At 65.8% G+C, this 21,137-nt stretch carries 19 protein-coding genes; 4 read left to right on the plus strand and 15 right to left on the minus strand.

Features of this window, described 5'->3' with window-relative positions; genetic code table 11:
- The first annotated feature begins 453 nt into the window (after positions 1 to 453).
- Both KJ554_12325 and KJ554_12330 read left to right on the plus strand, forming a co-directional pair.
- Positions 454 to 1,722 carry a transposase gene (locus tag KJ554_12325; protein ID MBU0743118.1) on the plus strand — a complete coding sequence of 423 codons (1,269 nt, stop codon included), beginning with the start codon at positions 454 to 456 and terminating at the stop codon, positions 1,720 to 1,722.
- Positions 1,723 to 1,865: 143 nt separating this feature from the next.
- Positions 1,866 to 2,258 (plus strand): hypothetical protein, encoded by a 393-nt coding sequence (locus KJ554_12330; GenBank protein ID MBU0743119.1) that lies wholly within the window; start codon positions 1,866 to 1,868, stop codon positions 2,256 to 2,258.
- Positions 2,259 to 2,380: 122 nt separating this feature from the next.
- Here KJ554_12330 and KJ554_12335 read toward each other — a convergent pair whose 3' ends face one another.
- Positions 2,381 to 3,649, minus strand: a complete 1,269-nt coding sequence (locus tag KJ554_12335; GenBank protein ID MBU0743120.1) for a hypothetical protein — start codon at positions 3,647 to 3,649, stop codon at positions 2,381 to 2,383.
- Positions 3,650 to 3,935: 286 nt separating this feature from the next.
- Here KJ554_12335 and KJ554_12340 point away from each other — a divergent pair, with 286 nt between their 5' ends.
- Together KJ554_12340 and KJ554_12345 are read left to right on the plus strand one after the other, a co-directional pair.
- Positions 3,936 to 5,513, plus strand: coding sequence for a sodium:proton antiporter (locus tag KJ554_12340; GenBank protein ID MBU0743121.1), 1,578 nt, complete (start codon positions 3,936 to 3,938; stop codon positions 5,511 to 5,513).
- A 13-nt stretch (positions 5,514 to 5,526) separates the two neighbouring features.
- Positions 5,527 to 6,126: a hypothetical protein gene (locus KJ554_12345; GenBank protein MBU0743122.1), complete on the plus strand. Its 600-nt coding sequence runs from the start codon at positions 5,527 to 5,529 to the stop codon at positions 6,124 to 6,126.
- A gap of 132 nt (positions 6,127 to 6,258) precedes the next feature.
- Here the strand turns inward: KJ554_12345 and KJ554_12350 are convergent, their stop codons facing one another.
- The 14 genes from KJ554_12350 to KJ554_12415 form a co-directional block, all read right to left on the minus strand.
- Positions 6,259 to 10,935, minus strand: a complete 4,677-nt coding sequence (locus KJ554_12350; GenBank protein ID MBU0743123.1) for a proprotein convertase P-domain-containing protein — start codon at positions 10,933 to 10,935, stop codon at positions 6,259 to 6,261.
- Positions 10,936 to 11,132: 197 nt separating this feature from the next.
- Entirely contained in the window at positions 11,133 to 12,287 is a 1,155-nt protein-coding gene (locus KJ554_12355) for a hypothetical protein (GenBank protein MBU0743124.1), read from the minus strand.
- Between the two features lie 269 nt (positions 12,288 to 12,556).
- Positions 12,557 to 13,018 carry a TerB family tellurite resistance protein gene (locus KJ554_12360; GenBank protein ID MBU0743125.1) on the minus strand — a complete coding sequence of 154 codons (462 nt, stop codon included), beginning with the start codon at positions 13,016 to 13,018 and terminating at the stop codon, positions 12,557 to 12,559.
- Position 13,019: 1 nt separating this feature from the next.
- The gene (gene alr / locus KJ554_12365; protein MBU0743126.1) at positions 13,020 to 14,180 is read right to left on the minus strand and encodes an alanine racemase; all 1,161 of its coding nucleotides are present in this window, start codon (positions 14,178 to 14,180) and stop codon (positions 13,020 to 13,022) included.
- 48 nt (positions 14,181 to 14,228) lie between these two features.
- On the minus strand, positions 14,229 to 14,729 hold the full coding sequence (locus KJ554_12370) for a transcriptional repressor (protein MBU0743127.1): 501 nt from the start codon (positions 14,727 to 14,729) through the stop codon (positions 14,229 to 14,231).
- 139 nt (positions 14,730 to 14,868) lie between these two features.
- Positions 14,869 to 15,633, minus strand: a complete 765-nt coding sequence (locus tag KJ554_12375; protein ID MBU0743128.1) for a hypothetical protein — start codon at positions 15,631 to 15,633, stop codon at positions 14,869 to 14,871.
- Positions 15,630 to 16,541 carry a hypothetical protein gene (locus tag KJ554_12380; protein ID MBU0743129.1) on the minus strand — a complete coding sequence of 304 codons (912 nt, stop codon included), beginning with the start codon at positions 16,539 to 16,541 and terminating at the stop codon, positions 15,630 to 15,632. The genes KJ554_12375 and KJ554_12380 overlap by 4 nt, the downstream gene beginning before the upstream one ends.
- The gene (locus KJ554_12385; protein ID MBU0743130.1) at positions 16,538 to 17,080 is read right to left on the minus strand and encodes a hypothetical protein; all 543 of its coding nucleotides are present in this window, start codon (positions 17,078 to 17,080) and stop codon (positions 16,538 to 16,540) included. Before KJ554_12385 ends, KJ554_12380 begins: the two co-directional genes overlap by 4 nt.
- Positions 17,081 to 17,126: 46 nt before the next feature.
- Positions 17,127 to 17,309, minus strand: coding sequence for a hypothetical protein (locus KJ554_12390; protein MBU0743131.1), 183 nt, complete (start codon positions 17,307 to 17,309; stop codon positions 17,127 to 17,129).
- A gap of 149 nt (positions 17,310 to 17,458) precedes the next feature.
- Complete coding sequence (locus KJ554_12395; GenBank protein ID MBU0743132.1) at positions 17,459 to 18,178, minus strand: hypothetical protein; 720 nt, start codon at positions 18,176 to 18,178, stop codon at positions 17,459 to 17,461.
- Positions 18,179 to 18,322: 144 nt separating this feature from the next.
- On the minus strand, positions 18,323 to 19,129 hold the full coding sequence (locus KJ554_12400) for a hypothetical protein (GenBank protein MBU0743133.1): 807 nt from the start codon (positions 19,127 to 19,129) through the stop codon (positions 18,323 to 18,325).
- 25 nt (positions 19,130 to 19,154) lie between these two features.
- Entirely contained in the window at positions 19,155 to 20,321 is a 1,167-nt protein-coding gene (locus KJ554_12405) for a hypothetical protein (protein MBU0743134.1), read from the minus strand.
- Between the two features lie 21 nt (positions 20,322 to 20,342).
- The gene (locus KJ554_12410) at positions 20,343 to 20,519 is read right to left on the minus strand and encodes a hypothetical protein (protein ID MBU0743135.1); all 177 of its coding nucleotides are present in this window, start codon (positions 20,517 to 20,519) and stop codon (positions 20,343 to 20,345) included.
- Between the two features lie 273 nt (positions 20,520 to 20,792).
- The gene (locus KJ554_12415) at positions 20,793 to 21,089 is read right to left on the minus strand and encodes an HU family DNA-binding protein (GenBank protein ID MBU0743136.1); all 297 of its coding nucleotides are present in this window, start codon (positions 21,087 to 21,089) and stop codon (positions 20,793 to 20,795) included.
- Positions 21,090 to 21,137 lie beyond the last annotated feature (48 nt).

The raw sequence follows: 21,137 nt of genomic DNA on the forward strand, positions 1-21,137 counted from the left end.
ACTCGAGATCGAAGCGCAGAACCGGCCTCGCCATGGTACAATCCGGCTGCTTGACGACGGAAGCCCCGCGGTCCTGCCACCGGGCGGTGAAACTGGGTGCTTTGCGGGCTCAGTCGTATGCTTCATGAATAATCCGGGCTAGACACACTGCAGGTTCGGTTGGACAAGGAGGGACGCATCGACTGGGACCTTTGGTGCGTGGACGGGTCTTCGGTGCGAGCCTCGCGAGACGCGGCCGGCGCGATTGGCTGGGGACAAGGGTTACAGCTATGCCCGCATCCGCCGCTGGTTGCGTCGCCGCGCGATCACAGGAGTTTCCTGAGAAATTCGTGACCGATTCAGATAACATATAGTCCCACAACAAGATGGTGATTCCCGTATGTGGAAGTGGTGGTCCCGCCGTAGGATAGCCAGAGACTTGCGAGATTTCTGGGGAATCTTCGGAGGACCACCATGGCGGAGGATAGCAGACTGAGCGCAAAGGTGAAGGGCCAAATCACACGGTTTGCGAGGCGGCTTGGCGCCGGGTTGACGAAACCCGACCGGCGACTTGTGACCGAAATGCTCTACGGCATCCAGGCTGGTAAGGATGTCAAGATCTCGAATATCGCCAGAGCACTGAACGAACCGATCGCACTGATCAAGACCGAGGATCGTCTATGTCGACGGCTGGCAACTCATGATCTTACCCATCACGTGAACCGTTGGCTGAGCCGTGAGGGCGCGTTCGCGGTCACCGATGACACCGTGCTGGCTGTCGATCTTGGAGATATTCGCAAGACATACGCGAAGGCAATGGAACATCTGGCGTACGTGCACGATGGCAGTCAGCATGGCGAGATCGTGCCGGGTTACTGGCTCACTGAAATCGTCGCAGCGCATCCGTACGGGGATCGGGTTATCCCGATGTACGGCGAGTTGTACTCGGTGGAAGCGCCCCTGTTTCGTAGCGAGAACGAACAGATCTTGCAGTCCATCTTCCGGGTCATGGCGGCGACAAAGGGCCGGGGCATCGTGGCGATTGACCGCGGAGGTGACCGCTGCGAGTTGCTGATTCCCTTGCTAGACAAGGGGATTCGCTTCGTCATCAGAGAACGCGGCGACCGCCACGTGTTGTTGTCAGGGGAGAGGCGCTACGCCGTAGCCACGGCGGTCCGTCGTTGCCGAGCCGAGGTCGAGCGCGAGGTTGAGATCGAGAAGGAAGGCTGTCGGCGACGTTACACGCTACGCCTGGGATCGCTACCCGTGCGCATGCCAGAGCGCCCCAACGTGCCGCTATGGCTAGTGGTGATCTACGGCTTTGGACAAGAGCCAATCATATTGTTGACGAACATCGCGCCGTCGTCTGATCGCGAGCACGCGGTATGGATAGGCGACGTGTATTTGACGCGGTGGAAGTGCGAGGAGACGTATCGATTCCTGAAGCAAGGTTACAATCTGGAAGATGTCCGCGTGCGTGGGTACACGGCACTGCGCAATGTGTATGCATTATTGAACGCGGTCTTGTATTTCGTGAGTGTGGTGATCGGGACGCGGGCAAAGCTCAGGTTGTTGTTCCGCGAGCTGTGCGTAAGGGCGAAGCGCTTCTTTGAAATCGCGGCGTTTTACCAGTACGCTGTGGCTGACGGGATCTATCGACTGTTGTTCGCCTCGCGGGGAGGTATAGCGCCACCAGGGCCACCCGCGGACCCGGGCCAACTTTGCCTTTTTGCGGCAGGGTAGATCGGCGTGGAATTTCTCAGGAAACTCCTGCGCGATCACTGTTGTAATTCCGCAGCGAAGTGATCAACTCGAACACCACGCCGGCGTCCAGACGTAGAAGCTGCCCTCCTCGCGAACTCATGGCGCTGCTGGATTCGGACGACATGATGCTGCCCGGTAAGCTCTCGGCCCAGGCCGCCGTCTTCGCGTCCCTGCCCGAGGTGAACCTGGTCTGCACCGACTTCCGACGTGTCGATGCCGACGGCGCCGTCTTCGCCTTCCTGGACCGCCCCTGCCACGACTACCGCGTCAACGGCGAGGGCATCTCCGCCGGCGGCTGGCGCCGCTTCCCCTCGGTGATCCGGGCCCGTGAAAGCCAGCTCGACCACATCACCGACCCCGAGATGCGCCGCTACCTGGACGAGCGTCTGCTCTACATGCGCCTCGGCTACTCCTGGGGCCTGCGCGGCGACGGCCGCTACGGGGAGGCCCTGCCCGCCTACCGCGAGGCCATCGCCCACCGGTGGCCTGGCGGGGCTTCAGCGGCCTGGTCATGACGCGGCTGCTCACACTGTTGCGGCTCGAGCGCCGCGACTGACCCACGCCGATCGCACAACGCAACAGGGGGTCCGGCGAACCGGACCCCCTTGCAGTGCGAACTCGGAACCAGGATCGGTTCTTAGTTCAGGCCGACCGTGGCACCGATGAACATCGCCAGCGGGTCGTTGTTGCCCAGGGAGATGATCTTGCCCATCTCCGGCTTGTTGAACTGGATGTCCACGCGGACGTTGGACTTGGGCTGCCAGAACATGCCCGCGGTCCAGTCGTAGGAGTGGTACTTCCAGGTGTCGTCGTAGTCCGGATCCGGATCGGCGCCGTCCACCTCTTCGTACTTGTCGATCATGTACGCGCCGTACACGGCGCCCATGATGCCGAAGTGCTTGGAGATCTGCTCCCAGGCCGCGACGCGCACGCCCGGCAACGCGATCATTCCGTCCTTCTCCTCGTAATCGCCCGTCGTGTGCTTCTCGTTGCCCATGGCGGCGAAGATCTCGATGGAGGTCTGGCCGTCACACGCGTTCTTCAGGAACTTACCGGTGCTGGCGTAGACGCCGAACACGGAAGTATCCGTCGGATCCGGGGTCGGATTCCCGAAAGGCTCGTAGGAACCCGAGCCGAACACGATACTGGCCTGGTAGATGCGCGTGGCGGTGTCCTTGCGGGCGTTGAGACTGCCGGAGAGGAAGCCGTTCTTGTTTTCGACGACATCGGTCCCGTTGAGGAACTCGTGCTTCTCGCCCTTCTTCATGACCTCGGCCGAGACGTTCAGGTCTGCGCCGTTGCCCCAGCTGAACAGGGCGCCGACGCCGCTGCTGCTGTCGGTGAGCGAGTTGTCGCCCGCGGCGTCCGTGTACGAATCCGCGCCGAAGAAGATGTTGGCGGACCAGGCGCCGGCCCCGTTCGGCTTGGCGACACCGATGTTGATCCAGGGATGCGTGGTGCCCTCGTAGCCCTGCGGCAGGTTGCCATAGTTCATGAGGGAGAAGCCGTCCATATCACGGCTGTTGCCCCACATGAAGTTGGAGGACCGCGTGCCGTAGTCCGTACGGCCGACGTCCAGGATCATCCACAGATCCTCCTTGCACTCCCACCAGGCCCGGCCGAAGGGATCGGGGTAGTTGGAGGGGGATCCGGCCAGGCACTCGGTGTCGAGCTCCACCCCGTTCCCGTTGTAGATCACGAGATGGGGGAACGCGTTGAAGATGGCCGTGGTGTTGTTGAGCGTGGTGCCACCCATGCTCGAATGGGCGACCTCCGAACCGATGGTCGCGACGGTGCAGCCACCGCAGTCGGGATTGCCGCACTTGCCGCAGTCGGCCAGCGCGTTGGCGGCACCGAACGTCATCAGCATGACCATGAACAGCACAAACAGTTTTCGCGAATTCAAGGCGGTCTCCTTCCGGCATAACCATGTCGCCAGCCGGGCATTCCTTGTATCCGGCGGCAAATTCTGGGCGGTATGTTGACACCCGCCACCACGGGGGGCAAGGATTATTTGGCCTGTTTTGAGAATGTCTATCATTTGCCCCAGCCCCCCCGAAACGCCCGTTATCCGCCGTTGACAGGCCAGGAGGCCTTCTCTAGCTTGAGCAGCGTACTTCCTTGCCGATAAGGACTTGAGCTGGCAAGAGACTTCGGATCGCCAGATCCCGCCCCCGACCCGAGGAGTCCGGATGGAATCGAGCCCCTCGAGACCGGCCCCGTCGCCCTCCCGCCAGGCGGCCTTGATCGGCCTGGTCCTGGCCCTGGCCCTCGTGGTGGCCTGGTCGCCGCCCGCCGGCGCCCAGCACGACGAGCAGGCCGACCCGGGCGCCCACGCCGAGGCGGCCCACGCCCAAGCCGAGGAGGCCGACCACTCCGGCGAGGCCGACGACCATCACAGCCCGGCCCTCGGCGCCCGCCTGCCCCTGTGGAGCGTCTTGCCCTTCGCGGGCATCCTGCTGTCGATCGCCGTCTTCCCGCTGGTGGCGCCGCACTTCTGGCACCGGCACTTCCCGAAGGTGTCGGCCTTCTGGGCCCTGGCCTTCGCGCTGCCCTTCCTGATCGCCTACCGGACCGAGGCGGTGCAGTCGATCCTGCACATCTACCTGATCGACTACATACCGTTCATCATCCTGCTCTGGGCCCTGTTCTCGATCTCGGGCGGCATCTACGTGGGCGGCAGCCTGCTGGGTACGCCCGCGGTCAACGTGGTGCTGCTGCTGATCGGCACCGTCCTGGCCTCCTGGATCGGCACCACGGGCGCCGCCATGGTCATGATCCGTCCCCTGCTGCGCGCCAACGGCTGGCGCCGGCGCAAGGTGCACGTGATCGTCTTCTTCATCTTCCTGGTGGCCAACATCGGCGGCTCGCTGACGCCCCTGGGCGATCCGCCGCTGTTCCTGGGCTTCCTGCACGGCGTGCCTTTCTTCTGGGTGACCAAGGCCCTGCTGCCGCACATGCTCCTGGTAGTAGCGCTCCTGCTGGGCGTCTTCTTCGCCATCGACAGCTACTGGTTCCGCAAGGAGGAGGAACCCGCACCGGACGACGGCCAGGGCGAGGGCATCAGGATCGAAGGGCTGCACAACCTCCTGTTCCTGCTGGGCGTGATGGGCGGCGTGATCTTCTCGGGATCGGTCAAGCTGACGTCGCTCGCCGTGTACGGGCACGTCCACGTGGAGCTGCAGAACATCCTGAAGGACGCTTTCCTGGTCCTGATGGGAATCCTGTCCCTGCGCACGACGGCCCGGGTGATCCGGGAGAAGAACGAGTTCAGCTGGTTCCCCATCCAGGAAGTCGCGTACCTCTTCGCCGGCATCTTCATGACGATCGTACCGGCGCTGGCCATCCTGAAGGTGGGCAGCCAGGGAGCGCTGGCCGGGCTGATCGAGTTCGTCAAGACTCCCGTGCACTACTTCTGGGTGACCGGCGGACTGTCGAGCTTCCTGGACAACGCGCCCACTTACCTGACCTTCTTCAACACGGCGCTGGGCGGCTTCGGCATGCCCGAGGCGGCCGTGCCGGGCATGCTCGGCCATCTGGACGAGGCTGCGCGCAACCCGGCCTTCATCAAGGACCTGACGGCCATCTCCGCCGGCGCGGTCTTCATGGGGGCCATGACCTACATCGGCAACGCCCCCAACTTCATGGTCAAATCGATCGCGGAGGAGGCGGGCATTCCGATGCCGAGCTTCTTCGGCTACCTGCTGAAATATTCGCTGCCGATCCTGGTGCCGGTCTTCGTGATCGTCACCTTCGTCTTCTTCGCCTAGGGAGGAACCGGTCATGGCCAGCAAGCAGAGCGGAAGTTCCCCGAACACCTTCTACGAAGTCGTGCTCTGCGGGCCTCACGAGATGATCCACGGGCTGCTCGCGGGCCTGAGCATCGGTGCGGGCCACGAGGCGATGATCGTCTTCGGGCACGAGAGGGGCATCTCCGACCGCTCCCTGCGCGAGAAACTGTCCGAGATTCTGCACCCCGGCGCCCACCAATGCCAGGTGATCCTGGACAACGTCACCCGCGCCCTGCTCGGGCGCAAGGCCAAGCGGGTGTCGGCGGAAACAGGCGTGAGTATCGTCTCGGACCGGAAGATCAGCAGCGCCGAGTTCAAGTTCAGCTACCTGGCCTATGCCCCCCGCTACGCGGCGGAAATCTCCACCCTGCTCGACGAGCTGCCCGAGGGCGTGCGCCTGGTCAGCCACAAGCACCAGGAAAACATCGATCCCTCGGCCAAGGGCGCCGAGGGTTACACGCCTGTCCACGACTACGAGGCCAAGGGCAGCGGCGAGATCCGCGGCCGCTTCGACCTCGTGCTCGACGCACACGCCGAATTCGACCGCCACCCCCTGATCGAGATCGAGGACATCGAGCTGGAACTGGTCTGATCAAGCGAGGGGAATGAAGCGGGAGAGGGTCGATACCCTCTCCCGCCAGGCTCAGCGCGGCAGCAACGAGGCCGAAGGCCGAACGCGCAGGGAGGGAGAGGGTGCCGACCCTCTCCCTCCTTGGCGTTCGCATCACTTGATCAGCATCATCTTGTTCGTCTGTTCGAAGCCGTTCGCCGACAGACGATAATAGTAGGTGCCGCTCGCGACCTGGCGACCGGTCAGGTCGCGGCCGTCCCAGATCGCCGAGTGCACCGCAGCCGGCAGATCGCCGTCGATCAGCGTGCGCACCAGGCGTCCCGCCAGGTCGTACACGTTCAGGCTCACGTGGCCGGCGCGCGGCGCCGCGAACTCGATGGTCGTCGACGGATTGAACGGGTTGGGATAGTTGTGTCCCAGCTCGTACGGGCCGGCCACGTCGCCGACCGCGGTCGAACCGCCGCCGTAGACGAAGTGCAGGCACCACTCGTTGAGGGTGCCGATGTCTACGCTGGCGTTGTCGCTGACCAGCAGCGTCCAGACCCCGTCCAGGTCCTCGCCCTCGAAGGGGGTCAGGCTCTCGGCGGGCGTCAACTCGGTCGGGTACCAGCCGTAGATGTCGTCGGTCCCCGATCCCGTCCGGTTATGCAACCGCACCGTGGTGCTGGCCGGCGATGTCAGCTCCACGATCAGGTCGCCCTGGTAGGTGTGGGTGATGTCCACGAAGACCTCCACCGAAGTCACCGAAGCGCCGAGGCCGAGTCCCATGGTGATCGTATCGGTCACGCCGGCGGGCGTGTAGTCGGGGATGGCCAGGGCCGGCGCGCTGCACGCCGACGTCTCGTAGATATGCGTCAGGGTCAGATCGACGCCGGTCAGGGCCTCGCCCTCGGCGAGGGTGACCACGGCCGTGTCGATGCTCCAGGCCGTCTTCGAGGCGCGAACCGTGTAGGTGTCGGCGTAGAGACCCGTGAACTCGTAGGAACCGGTCGCGTCCGTGATCAGGCTGCCGCCGCCCGGCGACAGCTCCACCAGGACGCCGGAATTGTCGCCCGAGCCCTGCAGGGTCACCGTGCCGCCGACCGACGCCGTGCCGGGGGCCTCGACGGCCAGCAGCCACACGACGGCGTTGTGCAGCAGGTTCACGCCCTCGACGATGTCCAGCGCGCCGTAGTCGAAGGTGAAGTAGACTATCTGCCCGCCCACCGGCGAGGGCGTCGGGTCGTAGCAGACCACGCTGCCGTACGCGCTGTAGCTGCTCCAGCTGCCGGCGAACTGGGCGTCGGCGGCCAGGGTCACGCGGTCGGCGTCGCCGTAGCCGACGTAGGCGACGGGGATCGGGCCGGTGATCACGTTGGGCATGTTCATCACGGCGTGCGCCGGGTCGGCCACGGTCACGCTGCCGCTGCTGTCGCCGTTCCAGTTGGTGATGCGCAGCACGATCGGCGCGAATGACGCGTCGTCGTTGTGGTTGTAGGCGATCTCGCCGCCCTCGAGCAGGATGTGCCCGCCGGATTCAACGTAGTCGACCAGTGCGAGACGGAAGGCGGCGGTGCCCAGGGTGCTCTCGTTGTCGCCGCTGGAGACCAGGATCATGTCGTAGCTCCACCAGGTGGCCGGATCGGTGGCGGACAGGGCCTCGAGGGTGGTGCTGTAGCCGAGGTTCTCCAGATCGGTCACGATGTCCGCCGCGGTGCGCGACGGGAGCGCATGGTACGGCGGCGCGATCAGGGCGTGGGTCTTCTCGCCCAGCTTGCCCGGCAGGTCGCGATCCAGCTTGGCGTTGTCGTCGATGACCAGGATGTCGCCCTCGGTGGGATCGAGCACGAAGTCCTCGACGACCGCCGGTGCCGCGATCTCCACGGGAACGGCCACGGGGGTGTGGTGGTAGGCGCGCACGCGCACGTCGTAGGTGAAGTAGGTCAAGCCGGCGACGCCGTAGCTGCCGTCGCCGGGATCGCTGGTGGTCTCGGCGACCAGCTCGGCGTTGTCGCTGCGGTAGACCTGCACGGTCGCCTCCAGCGGCAGGCCGGTGCCGGCCTCGGTGACGACGCCGGACAGATCGCCGGCCGGCGCCGCTTCCAGCACGATGTCGTGCGTGTTGGCGTCGAAGCCCACGAAGAAGGTCGTCTCGTAGTGCAGGTAGCCGAACAGGTCCACGATGATCACGTAATCGTCGACCGGGAAGGGATCGGGCAGCGCGTAATCGCCCGAGCCGTTGGTCGTCGCCGAGCCCACGAGGGCTCCGGGGCCCGCCTCGAAGACGCCGACCGTGACGCCGGCGAGCGGCGCGAGGGTGAGGTCGCTGACGTTGCCGGCCAGCGTGCCGAAGGCCGCGATCACGTCGAAGGTCTCGGTGTAGACGTCGTAGCCGCTCACGGCGATCAGGCCCGTCACCACGCCCAGCTCCGTGGGTGTGGCCTCCAGCGCCGTGCTCGGCGTGGAGAGCTCGGTGCCATCGGGCAGCACCATGTAGAGCGTGTGGGCCGGTTCGGTCACCACGGCGTGGAGCGTGCCGGGCAGATTCATGCCGAACTGGTCGCTCATGCCGAAGTCGGTGGTCACGTAGAGGTCCGGCGTGGTCAGCGGCAGGGCGTTGACCGTGATCGGCTCCCGGAACAGCGGGAACGTCTCGGCCGGATCCTGGCCGACGATGTCGAGGGTCGGTCCGAAGGGGTAGTCCACGTTGATCACGGCCACGCCGTTCACATCGGTGGCGACCGGTGTGGTGGCATAACCGAGGCCCTCGGCCCAGACGTCGATGCCCTCGAGCGGCGTGATGCCGTCGGGACCGTAGACGGTGACGGTGACGTCGGTCGGTGTGTTGGCGTCGATGACCATGGGATCGATCACGACCAGCGAGGGATTGATCGCGGGCAGCACGGCCTGGTAGGTCTCCAGGTTGTAGCCGGAGACCGTCAGGGTGACGTCGCCGGTGGTCATCACCGGCGTGTCGAGGACGATGTCGGCCAGGCCGCCGGCATCCGCGATGCCGACGCCGTGGATGACGCCGTCGCGCCACAGGCAGGCGGCGGCGCCTTCGGGCAGCCCGTTCACCGCGAAGCTGGCGGCGCCCAGATAGACCACGGGCATGTGCGTCGCCGCCACGGCCAGGGGCGTGTCGGTCCGCACCATCAGCGAACAGTCGCCGAAGATGTTGTACTGCTCGATCAGCTTGTGGCCCTCGGTGCCGGTGCCCGGATAGAGGTCGAGCACCTTCATGCCGCCGTGGAAGTAGAGCGCGCCGAGGACGTTGGCCTGCCCGGCCACCAGCAGGTCGACCGTCTCGGCCTGCATCTCGCAGGGTGGCACCCAGGAGGCGGGGGTGGACGCGGAGTAGCTGGCGATGGCGCCGTTGGGATCGCCGCTCGCGCCGGTGGCGCGCAGCCAGGCCTCGGCGAAGCACTCGCTGTTGGAGAAGTCGCCGTTGGAGCAGGAGACGTCGATGATCCAGGGCTGCATCCAGCCGTTCTCCAGGGCGTGGATGTCGGAGTTCGCGAAGTAGGGATTGCTCCAGCTGGTGCCGCTGCCGTGGCCGATGTAGTTGATCAGGCTGCGGCCCTCGTTCAGGGCCGCGGAGATCTGGGCGGTGGTGCCGGTGGGCTGGTAGATCTGGTCCACGGTGGTGAAGGTGTAGCCCAGCAGGTCGTCGCGCAGCAAGTTGGCGCGCTCGTAGTCGGTGGGGCTGCCCTCGTTGGACGCCAGGCCGGTGGCCTTGTGGTACCACTCCGCGCCGACGTCGGGGTCGCGCTCGTAGCGGATGAACTTCTCCACCTGGTCGGCCGCCTGCTGCGCGTTCTGCGCCGAGATGCGGGAGACGAAGAGGTCGGGATAGAGGTCGCCGCCGTCCACCATGGCGTAGCGGGGATCGCTGTCTCCCCCCTCGTAAGTGCCGCTGTTGGTGGGCACGTCGGCGATGTCGCCGACCAGGACCACGTAGGTCAAGCCAGCGGGCGAGCCGTAGCGGGCGTTGATGGCGCCCTGGATGCCCGCCGCGGTGCCGCCCACCGAACTCGTGGTGATCAGCTCGACGGGGATGCCCTTCTGCTGCTTCCACGCCACGTAGGGCGTGACGGCACCCTGGTAGGCGTCGGCGGCGACGACGAGCATGGGGCCGTCGACACCGAGGACCGCGTACTTGTCGGCTCCGTAGTTGGCGAAGAGATTGCGGTAGATGCGGTCGAACTGGGGATCGACCGCGCGGGCGCTCTCGCGCTTCACGTTCAGGCCGCCGGAGCCGGTCGTGACGATTTCCAGCCGCATGCTGCGCAGGGCGAGCAGCACGCCTCGATCGGCGTCGTAGCGGAAGGCGTTGACCCTGACGGCGACGCCGCGCACGTCGCGCACGATGAAGGGATCGCCCACTTCGGTCTGCGCCTGCGGGTAGACGCCCCCGTCGGTGTACAGCGCAGCGTGCCGGTAGGGAATCGAGTTCGGATCCACGTCGCGCGTGAAGTGGCCCTTCGACGGAACCACCGGTTCCACGGCCAGTTCGTTCCACACGCTGTCCAGGATGCGGACGTACGGATCGCCCTCACCCGCGATCGCGACGCTCTGGACGATGTAGGGCAGTTCGGGGAGTCCGCTCTCCATGTGCCAGACGTGGTCCGGCAGCGAGATGCGTGCATGCGCGCGTCCGTCTATATCCACGGTGGACAGCTCGAAACCCGGCACCTCGATATCCATGATCACCGAGGACGCCACGCCGGAGGCGGCGATCCGTGGCTCGACCTGCTTTGCGCTGCCCTGGTCGATCCACACGGCGCTGGCGGCGGTGGAAATACCTAACATCAAAACCAGGGTGAGTAGAGCCATTTTCCTGGGGCGCATAGACGGACTCCTTCGCGGAAAGAACTCTCTGCGGGATTGCTTGTTGCGGGAGCCTAATTATACCTCATTTCGGGGTCCCCTTACAAGACTAACCCCCCGCGTATATGATAATCGGTTATCTGTATAATCCCGCCGAAAAGACGGCGACGGCCCCTCTGGGGGCCGCCGCCGTGATATACCCTCCTGCCCGGGATTCGTTACTTGATGGATTCCACCGCATCCTGGTCGCAGAGTGTCGCCCAGCGCCCGGCGAAGAACCCGCCCGGCCGGTCCGGGATCTGGAAGTATTGACCGCCCAGGACGCCCTCCACCGTCTCCGCGGCGTTGATCCATTCGCCCTGGAAGACGCCGTGGCCCGGATCCCCGGTGGGGCCATAGGTGCCCGACAGCAGGCCGCGGAACTGGCCGTTGCGGCTGACGTACTTGCCGAAGAACACGTTCTCGCCCGCGTCGTTGACGCCGTAGCGTCCGCGCAGCAGACCCTTCACGCCGCCCCAGATGCCGACCCAGCGGCCCTTGAAGTAGCCGTTGGCGATGAGGTTGCCATCCTCGTCGTACTGGGGATCGCTGACCCAGATGCCACTGAGGAAGCCCTTGGGGCACAGATCGACATCGGTCAGGAGGTGACCCTCGATGCGCAGCGCGTTGCCCTGCTCGTCCACGGGATAGGTCTCGTCGAGGCCGCTGACTTCCGGCATCGGGTAGTCGAGGCTGATCTGGGGCGTGGACAGGTGCAGCATGTTGACCGGCGGCAGATCGCCCTCGGGACCTGGCTCGACCGGAGGCTCGATGATCTGCACGATCAGGCCGTCGAAATGGGGACCGGTGTGCGAGAACCAGGCCACCGTGTGACGGTCGATACGCGGGCGCACCAGACTGTCCCAGGGACGCTCGAAGAGGATCACGCGTCTGACCAACACGATGCCCCGATCGACGCGCAGCATGCCGCTCCAGTCGAGGGCGTCGAAATCCTCGTCGATGTCCTCCACGAGGCCGTCGAGCTGTCCCCACAGCAACCGTACGACGGTGATCGTCGGCCGGTTCGGGTCGGTGGGATCGCCGTTGGCGACCTCGTCCTCGTACATCTGCACCTCGGCGTCGTCCTGCAGGGGGTCGTCCGAAGCGGCATCCTCGTACATGTATTCCGTCTCGGTGTAGTAGGTGTCGCCGAAGCCGTCGGCCTCGTCGGTCATGGTCAAGCCGCCGTAGGCCTTGTTCAGGTCCATGTCGTCGTAGTCGTCCACCGCGACCTGCTCGCTGCCTGTCACGCCACCGGTCTCTCCGCAACCGGTCGCGCCCAGGATGAGCAGACCCAGCATCGCCAGGATCCCCAGGATTCTCAGGTTCTTCATGACATCGTCTCCCTGTGTGTGTTCCTGGCCGCCGACCCTCTCCCCGATCATGCGGCCGTTGTCAGGCTCGTTAAGCTCACGGTGAGCATCTGGAGTGCCACGTCTCCAGCCACAAGGTATCTACTTGCAAGTCAATCAATTATGATAACGGGCGCCGTGAGCCGGCAGCCCGGCGGAAGCGATAAGTGGACCTGTGGGTACGGATGACGGTCGGGAGGGTACAGGAGGCACGGTCCGGAGCATGCTGCAGCACCGTCGAACGGTCCGGGTCAGCCGGCCGTCGCGTCGCGCGCGCGCATCTTCAGGGCGATGGCTTCCTCGTGCTTGAGGCCGAGCAGGCGGGTCAGCTTGTGGACAAGGGCGTCCTCGTGGGCTTCCAGCACGCCGTCGCTGTAGACCACGCGCCAGAGGGCTTCGAGGATGCGCAGCCGCTCGTGCCGCGGCAGCCGCTCGCGGATCAGGCGCGTGAACTGGTAGAGATCGGTGCTGCGCTCCCGCTCGCGCCTGGCCAGATCCAGCAGGCTGGCGAGCGACGCTTCGTCGAGCGCGAACCTTTCCCGCACCAGGGACGCGACCACGGCGCGCTCCTCGTCGCTGAAGTCCTCGTCGGCCCAGGCGATCTCCAGCAGCAGGGCGCAGGTCGAGACCTGGATCCTGTGCTCGACATCGTCGTCCGGCTTGGCGGAGGGAGCGGCTTCGTCCTGGAAGAGCTTGCGGATGGCGTCCAGCACGTCAGCTCCTCACCGGCGCACCGTGCACCGCGCGCCGCCAGGACGGCCCGGGCAAGGTGAGCACCTCGTAGGGAATGGTGCCGAGCCAGTCGGCGAGCTTCTCGGCGGTGATGCGTTCCTCGCCCTGGGCGCCCAGCAGGACGGCGATGTCGCCAGCGACGACGCCAGGTATGTCCGTCACGTCGACCATGGTCAGGTTCATGCAGATCCGGCCGCGCACCGGCGCACGATGTCCCCCGATCAGGACATGGGCCGGCTCTTGTAGGCGACGCGGATAGCCGTCGGAGTAGCCGACGGGCAACACGGCGATCGCGCTCGGGCGCTCCGCCTTCCACGTGCGCCCGTAGCCGACGGTTTCGCCGGTGGGCACGCGGCGAACCTGGGCCACCGCGCAGGACCAGGTGATCGCCGGCTTGAGAACCAGGTCGGGATGGTCCGCCGCCCGCGCGGAGACGAGGGTCTCGCGCGATGGCCAGATGCCGTAGGCCGCGATGCCGACGCGAACGATGTCGCGGTAGGCGGAGCGCCAGAGGATCGCCGCCGCGCTGCAAGACATGTGGCGCGCCAGGCTCCCGTGCCCCCTGTCCGCGAGCGTCGCGAGCCATCTGGTGAATCTGTCGGATTGGGCCCTGGCCCAGCTGTGGTCGGTGGTGTCCTCGATATCGGCGAAGTGGCTCGACACGCCGACCAGTTCCAGGCCTGGCCTGCCGGTCAGCAGGGCCAGGGCATCGTCCAGCTCGTCTTCCACGATGCCCTGTCGATTGACGCCGGTTTCCACCTTGAGATGTACCCGCAAGGGCCTCGCCGGAGCGGCGACCTCGGCCGCGATCGCCGCTCCGGCCAGCGATCCGACCGTGATCTCGGCGTCGAGGCGGGAGGCCAGCGAAGCTCCCTCGCGATTGACCGGTCCGAGGATCAGCACGGGCGCTTCGACGCCGCCCCGCCGGAGGGCGTCGGCTTCCTCGACGGCGTGCACGCCGAGCATGTCGGCGCCGCCGTCCAGGAAAGCGACGGCGGCCGGGAGGAGACCGTGACCGTACCCGTCGGCCTTCACCACGGCGAGCAGACGCGTCGCGGCAGGCGTGAACTCCCGGAAGCGGCTGATGTTGTACCGCAGCGCTTCATGGTCGGTCTCGAGTCTGAGCCAACCCGAATCACTCATCACCGAACACTCCCCGTCCGGATGGGACGGCAGCCAGACACGCCGCCGTCAGTCCTTGAGCTTGCTCTCGGCCTTGGCCTGGCGATAGCCGCTGCAGCCCTCGATGTCCTTGCAGGCTCCGTAGAGTTCAAGTCGGTGACGGTGGATGGTGAACTCGTGCTCTTCGGCCAGCGTTTCCTGCATGGCCTCCAGCTCCGGATTGAAGAACTCGAAGATCCGGCCGCAGTTCTGGCAGATCATGTGATCGTGGTGCTCGACCTCGGAGTGGCCCTCGTAACGGGCCAGCCCGTCACCGAAGCGGCGCTCCTCGACCAGACCGCTGCGGACCAGCAGGTGCAGGGTGCGGTAGACCGTGGCGTATCCGATCTTCGGGTTGACGGCCTTGACCTCGCGCAGGAGCTCCTCGACCGAGACGTGCCCCTTCAGGTTGAAGAAGACGTTCACGATGGTGTTGCGTTGCCGGGTGGTCTTCAGACCTTCGGTCTGGATGAACTTCTGGAAGGACCGTTCCTTTTCCTTGACGGTCTCCGGTAAGACATCTCGCTTGATGGCCACTTGCTTGTTCCTTCCGTTGCTGTGTTGCGTGATTCTGATATCCAAAATCACAGAAATTGATAATTCACCATCGGGCAAGTGTCAAGTCATTGGCGGGAAGAATTCCGGCCAAGCTTGCCTGATCTGCTTTTCTTCAGGGAATCCGCATCCGGCGGGCGACGCCGCCGGACTGGGGAACCGCCCACAGCGAGGCTCCGTCCCAGGCCAGCATCACGTCGCGTCCCCGGAAATCGAACCCCTCACGGCTGACGGTACCGCTCCAGGCGCCGCCACCCCGTGAAAGGCGGTACAAGCGGCCGGTGCCGCTGTCGCAGGTCCAGAACGCGCGACCGTCAAAGGCGAGACCGCAGGGAGAAAAGGCAGGCGTCAGCTCCGAACGCGAGATCTCCTCCGTTTCGGGATCGAAACTATCCAGCCGACCGCGGTCCCGGTCCACCATCCAGACGTAGCGGCCGTCCCACGCCAGTCCGCAGGGACGGTGTCCCGGCGTGGGATACACGGCATCGACGAACAGGGTGTCCGACTCGATCTTGTAGAGCGTGGCCTCGGCGTCCCGCGTGGCGTCGCCGAGACTCCAGAGGTACTTGCCGTCGAAGGCCAGGCCGCGCGAGAGCGTACCGGTGAAATCCTCCTCGCGGGTGACGTTCCCCAGCGCGTCGAACCAGGCGAGGGCTGTCGTCAACGGCGGCATGTCGGGCAGGGTGTCCGGCTGCGCCACCAGCGCCACGTAGTGGTCGTCGTCGAGCCAGGCGAGTCCCCTGATCTCGCCCGCGGCAACGGTGAGGGAGTCGCCCCAGGTCACTTCGATCTCCCCGCCGGACCCGGCGGCCGCCGGTGCGACGAGGCAGAACGGCAGCAACACCGACAGGATGCTGCAGGATGCGCGCAAGCCTCTCATGAGCCCCCCTCGGGCGCCGCTCCCGGTTCGCCGACGGGCGGCGCGGCCATGCCGATGGACATGGCGACGGTGAAGCGTGTGGCGAAAAGACGATCTTCGGCGTCCCCGAGTCCGCGCATCACGCCCAGGGCGAGGCTGCGGCGATCGCCCAGGGGCAGATTCAGGGTCAGTCGCAGGCGCCGGCTCGCGCCGCCGCCGGCATCGCGCGCCGAGAGGCGCAGGACGCCGGCCCGCGCGAAGCTCCACTCCAGCGATCCGCCCCAGGCGGTCAGCGAGGGGAAGGCCGCTTCGGCGAGGTCCTCGCCGGCGGCAGCCATGTTCATGACCTGCTCGCAAACGACTGCACAGGTCAGATGATCGCCGAGGCGTAAAGGCCGGCGCAAGGCGAGCCGCAGGCTGGTGCTGCGCGCGGCGAACGGATAGAGGGCGTTGCGCGCGAATGGCAGCGCCACCTCTCCACAGAAGGCGCTTGCACCGAGCAGCGGCAGGCGAAGCGGCGCGAGCAGCCCCAGCTCGGGACGTCCCCACCCCGCGATGGCGGTCTCCCCCGGCCAGCCGAGGTCGGGCTGCCCGCCCTCCCCGTAGGGAGGCACGGTCTCGGGCCAGCGCGCCAGGACGGAGTGTCCGCCCGTGTTGAAATTGAGATGCCGCCAGCGCAGATAGACGCGATTGACGGCGCCGTGTGGCACCACGCTCATCATGCCGAGAGCATCCACCTGCCAGCCGCTGTCAGGATCGTCGAACCTCTGGGCCTCGAAGGTGAAGCCGGCGTCGTCCGTGAGGGCGTCCCAGGGCAGCGGCTCGGCCCAGGGGGCCGCGCGCGGCGCGGTCGGGAGGCAACAGGTGAACAGGAATATCAGGGCGCAGGAAACCGCGGGGGCGGAAACGCGGCGCCGGGGGCCGCTCACGGCCCCTCCCCCTCCTGCTCGATCAGGCGAACGGTGCCGGCCTCCGCGAACTTGACCTGCACCACCTTCCGGTTGCCGGGCAGGACCTCCTTGGCGACGACCACGCCGTAGTCGTCCCAGGCCAGGTGATGGATGACATCGCCCTCTGCGTAGGTTTCCCAGGGGCGGTAGGCCATGGCGACGGAGATGTCCATGTTCTCGAGGGGATCGGGCTGCGATGTCGCGTCCTTCGGTGCCTCCGGCCGGGACGGTACGTCGGCACCTTCGATGCCGGGCCGCCCCGAAGTTCCATCCGCCGGCGGGCCGCTCCGCTCCGCCTTCCCCGGGTAGGTTTCCCGCGGGAGATCCGCCCCCGCGGCGGTCCCGTCCGCCTCTCCGCCGGAGCTCCGCAGATCGACACTCGAACTGACCTTGGGCAGAAACCCCTTGCAACTCGGGCACTGGAGCCAGACGACACCGTCGTCGTCCCCGTCCGACGTGGGTACGACCGACATCTCGTACTCCGCCTTGCAGACGGAACAGTATTGCGGGATCTTCATGATCGGGTCCGGGTCCACAACGAAGTGAAGAAGAACGGTTGAACCGTCAAGGTAGGATCTTGCAGCAGTTCTCCGCCTCATCCTTGTGCAGATAACGCATACCGCACACCAGACATTTGAAATCGCCGTCGATGCGGCCCTCGTTCTCAGCCTTGGCCAGCAGTTGCTCGAATTTCACGTAAGATTTGTCGCGGACCAGAAGTTCCGCGTCACCCCTGCGTCGCTGCATGGCATCCTCCTTGATTCTCCACGTCCCGCGGCAGCGAGCCGTCAGGTACACAGCGTGCCGAGCGATCAGTGTTGCGCATACTACAAGATCGGAACCCGAGAGTCAACCGGGGCGGGTCAGAAGAGTTCCGATTTATCCAGGGGATGATGTCAGCCCGCGGCGTTGGCTTCGAGCAGATCGTCCTCTTCACCGAGGTCCCGGCTGGCGGAGGTGAGACGGTAGAGGTCGCCGAGGGTCCGCGCGCCGAGCGCGCGCGCGTCTAACAGGGCGCGCGCCAGGACACCGGCAGTCGCCAGGGCGTCTTCACCGGCGCGGTGGGGATGCGTGTGCGCCACGGCGAAGGTGCCCGCGAGGTCCTGGAGCCGCCATCCGTCCAGATCGGGCCAGAGGCTCCTGGCGAGTTGCAGCGTGCAGACCGCCGGCGCGTCGGGCATCTCCAGACCGTGGCGACCCAGCTCCCAGCGCAGGAAGGGCATGTCGAAACGCACATCGTGGGCGACGAAGGCGTGCGCGCCTTGCAGCATGTCGACGATCACGGGCGCCACTTCCCCGAAAGGCGGAGCCTCCTTCAACTGGCTGGGCTTGATGCCGGTCAACCTGCGGATGCGTGGCGACACGTGACGCTCGCTGTGGCAGAGGCTGCTGAACTGCTTCACGATCTGCCCCCGCTCCAGCATGGCCATGCCCACCTCGATGATCCGGTCCACGCCGGTGAGGCTGCCCGTGGTCTCGAGATCGACCGCCACCAGGCGGGCTTCGTCCAGGGGTATCTCCAGGTAAGACGCGTCGAGAGCCATCCAGCGCCCGTCGTGTGCCCGTTCGACGCATGTCATCGGTTCGAGAATCGCGCGCACGAGCAGTGCCGCCACGGGGTCCTCGTGACGCTGAGGTCCGAAGATGTGGCGTGCCACGGCTTGCGGGGCGCAGGGTTGGTCCAGGGACTGGAGGTAGCTTTGCGCCTCGGCCCTAAGTTCTTGCAATTCAGCAGAAAGCATAAGCAATTATAACATACATCAAAAGGAGGACTCAAGCCCATCGAGCACGGCAACGGCATCTTCGCCGAAATCCAGCAGTTCCATGGTCTCGATGCGCAGGGCCGGCGGCGGTGGCTGGCGGCGGCCGGCAGGCACGAGCTCCGAGCGCGTCTCGGCGCGTTCCGCCGCATAGGCGATACCCAGGAACGGGATCCCGTCATGCACGGCGGCGCTCACCTCCCTCCGGTGTATCTGGATCATCTGGCCGCGAGGAAGGGTGATTCGCGTCGTGTCGCTGGCGGCCAGGGTGAATTGCTCGCACAGCAGATCCGCGTCGCCGACCACGCGCGTCGTCTTGCCCTGCATCTCCTTGCTGTCGGGGGTGAAACCGGTTTCCAGGAAGGCCCCGGCCAGGGGATCGTCGCGCCACTGCTCGGGAGGCAGCACCTGGCCGATTCCCTCCCGCCACTGTTCGACCTCAAGCACGAAATCGATCAGCGAGCCAGAACGCCCCGCCAGTTCCCTGGCGATGGTCAGGCGCAAGCCTTCACCCGGCAGTGGGATGCGACCGTCCGGGGTCTCCTCAAGCGGCAGGACCTCGATCATCCAGGCCGCTTCCGTCTCGCCCACGCACTGGATCCGCAAGGCATCCACACGGCGGCGTCCCGCCTCGATGGAGGTGCCGAGGTAATCGACCCGGCAGCCTGGCGAGATCCGCAGGGGCGCTTCGGGCTGCCGCCACAGGGTGAACACGTCCAGGGCGAGGGCGCCGCCGGCACAAGTCAGCAGCAGCATCCAGGCCGTGCAAGCCGCGACGGCCGTCGCTCGAAAGCTCCGGCCGTCCATGCGTGCGCCCTCGGCGACATCGCGCTCAATGTTCGATCTTGGCCCAATACGCGTCATATTCGAACTCGGGGCTGTTCTCCAGGTCGTGGCAGGTCACGCACGAATTGCGCGCCTCCAGCGCCCAGGCTCCGTCGCGCCGGTGCAGTGTGCCGTAGCCGTGGCAGGCCTCGCACTGCACGCCGCTCAGGCGATTGGCCGGCGGCTTGTCGTCGTAGCCGCCGATGTAGACGTACCCGGTCGTGTGGCAGACCAGGCATTCCGGGGCGTCGCCCTGTCCCTTGCGTGCCAGGATCGACAGCGCGGCGTTGTGGGTGCTGTCCCGCAGGTGGTCCCAGACGTCCTGGTGGCACTTGCGGCATTCGCGGTCGGTGAGGAACGACTCGTCCGCGGACCCCTTGGTCTGCTGGTAGATGCCCCGGGACGCGATCCGGAACTCCTCGAGATGAACCTTGAACGCCTCGACGCGCTCGAGCATCACGGGATCGTCGGCGATGGAGTCGTTCAATTCGGTCACCTCGACCTCGAAGGCCTTGAGACCACCGGAGGCCCTCTCGAAATGCCCGTTCATGCAGCCGATGTAACGGCCCTCGAACGAAGAGCACAGGAACGCGGCTTGCTGGAAGATGCGCTCCGTACGGTAGGGGCGCCGCGAATGGCCGACGAGGCAGATGTCGATGCCCGGCACTGCGGTCAGGATGGCCTCGGTACCGGTGTCGCCCAGGTGCGACAGCAGCACGATGGACTGCGCGCCCGCCTCTCGCATGCGCGGGACCAGTCCCTCGAGCGATTGCGTCGGATCGTCTACCTGGTAGACCTCTTCCTTTGCGGACATGGTCATGATCTGCTGTTCTGGATCCAGCACCGAACATACGCCGAAGGTGACACCGCCCCGCTCGATCAGCAGGTACTCGGGCAGGATCAGTTCGCCGTCGTCGGGCAGACGAACGTTGGCACTGGTGAAGGGCAGCTGATAGGTGTCGATCATCTCGCGGAGAAAACCGATCCCGTAGTTCAGGTCGGTTTCGCCGAGACCGATGGCGTCGCAGCCGAACTCGCTGGTCAGCTCGCAGAGGAAGCGCGTCTGTTCCCTGTCGATCCTGGCGCGCCGGCCGAACAGATCGCCGGCGTCGATCATCAGCACCGGATTGCCTTGGTTCCAGATCTTGTCCAGGACGGTGGCCCTCCGGGCCACCCCGCCGCGGCGGTTGCTCTTTCAGCCGCAGGGTTCGATCTTGCCGCCGACGTCGGCGATGTAGACGATCGCCACCGGCGACCAGTCGCCATCACCCGGCGCGGGCGCCTGGGCCAGCGAGGGCGCGATGTACAAGCCGAAAGCCAGCAAGGCCAGCATGACGGACCAGACCGCTTTTTCATGCATGATGGAAGCCATTGTCACTCCGTGATTGTTTGTCCGGGATCGATACGGCGCCAGGGCTCCGCGATGGAACCCACGCTCAAACCAATACGGTGCGTGTCGGTTCCCGCACCGTAGCCTACAAGATACCAGCCGGAGACGGGGCGAGCAAGAGCCCGTGACGCGGGGATCGCGACCGGTGTCCCCCCGTCTCCCGGGATACGCGGCGGGGGGCGACACGCGGCCGCCCCCCCCCACCCCCGTTCGCGTCCCATCGTAATGCTCGGGATGCTCGGGATGCTCGGGATGCTACTTGCTCGAGACACGCTCCTTGAGCGACTTGCCCGCGGAGAACGCGGGATACTTGGTCGCGGGGATCATGATCTCAGCGCCGGTCTGCGGATTGCGGGCCTTGCGCTTCTTGCGGTTGCGGCGTTCAAAAGTGCCGAAACCAGTCAGCTGGACCCTCTTGCCCTTCGCGACTTCGGTCGCGATGATGCCCTCGCGAGGCACCGTCGAAAAGATGGCGTTCACGGCTGACGTAGCGTCCTTCTTGGACAGCCCGGACTTCTCAGCGACAGCATTGATCAGATCGGTTTTATTCATGATATCACCTCCTTGCACGCATGGAATCGCGAACTCAGATTCCTGTCA

The organism is bacterium (assembly GCA_018814885.1).
Lineage (GTDB): Bacteria > Krumholzibacteriota > Krumholzibacteriia > LZORAL124-64-63 > LZORAL124-64-63 > JAHIYU01.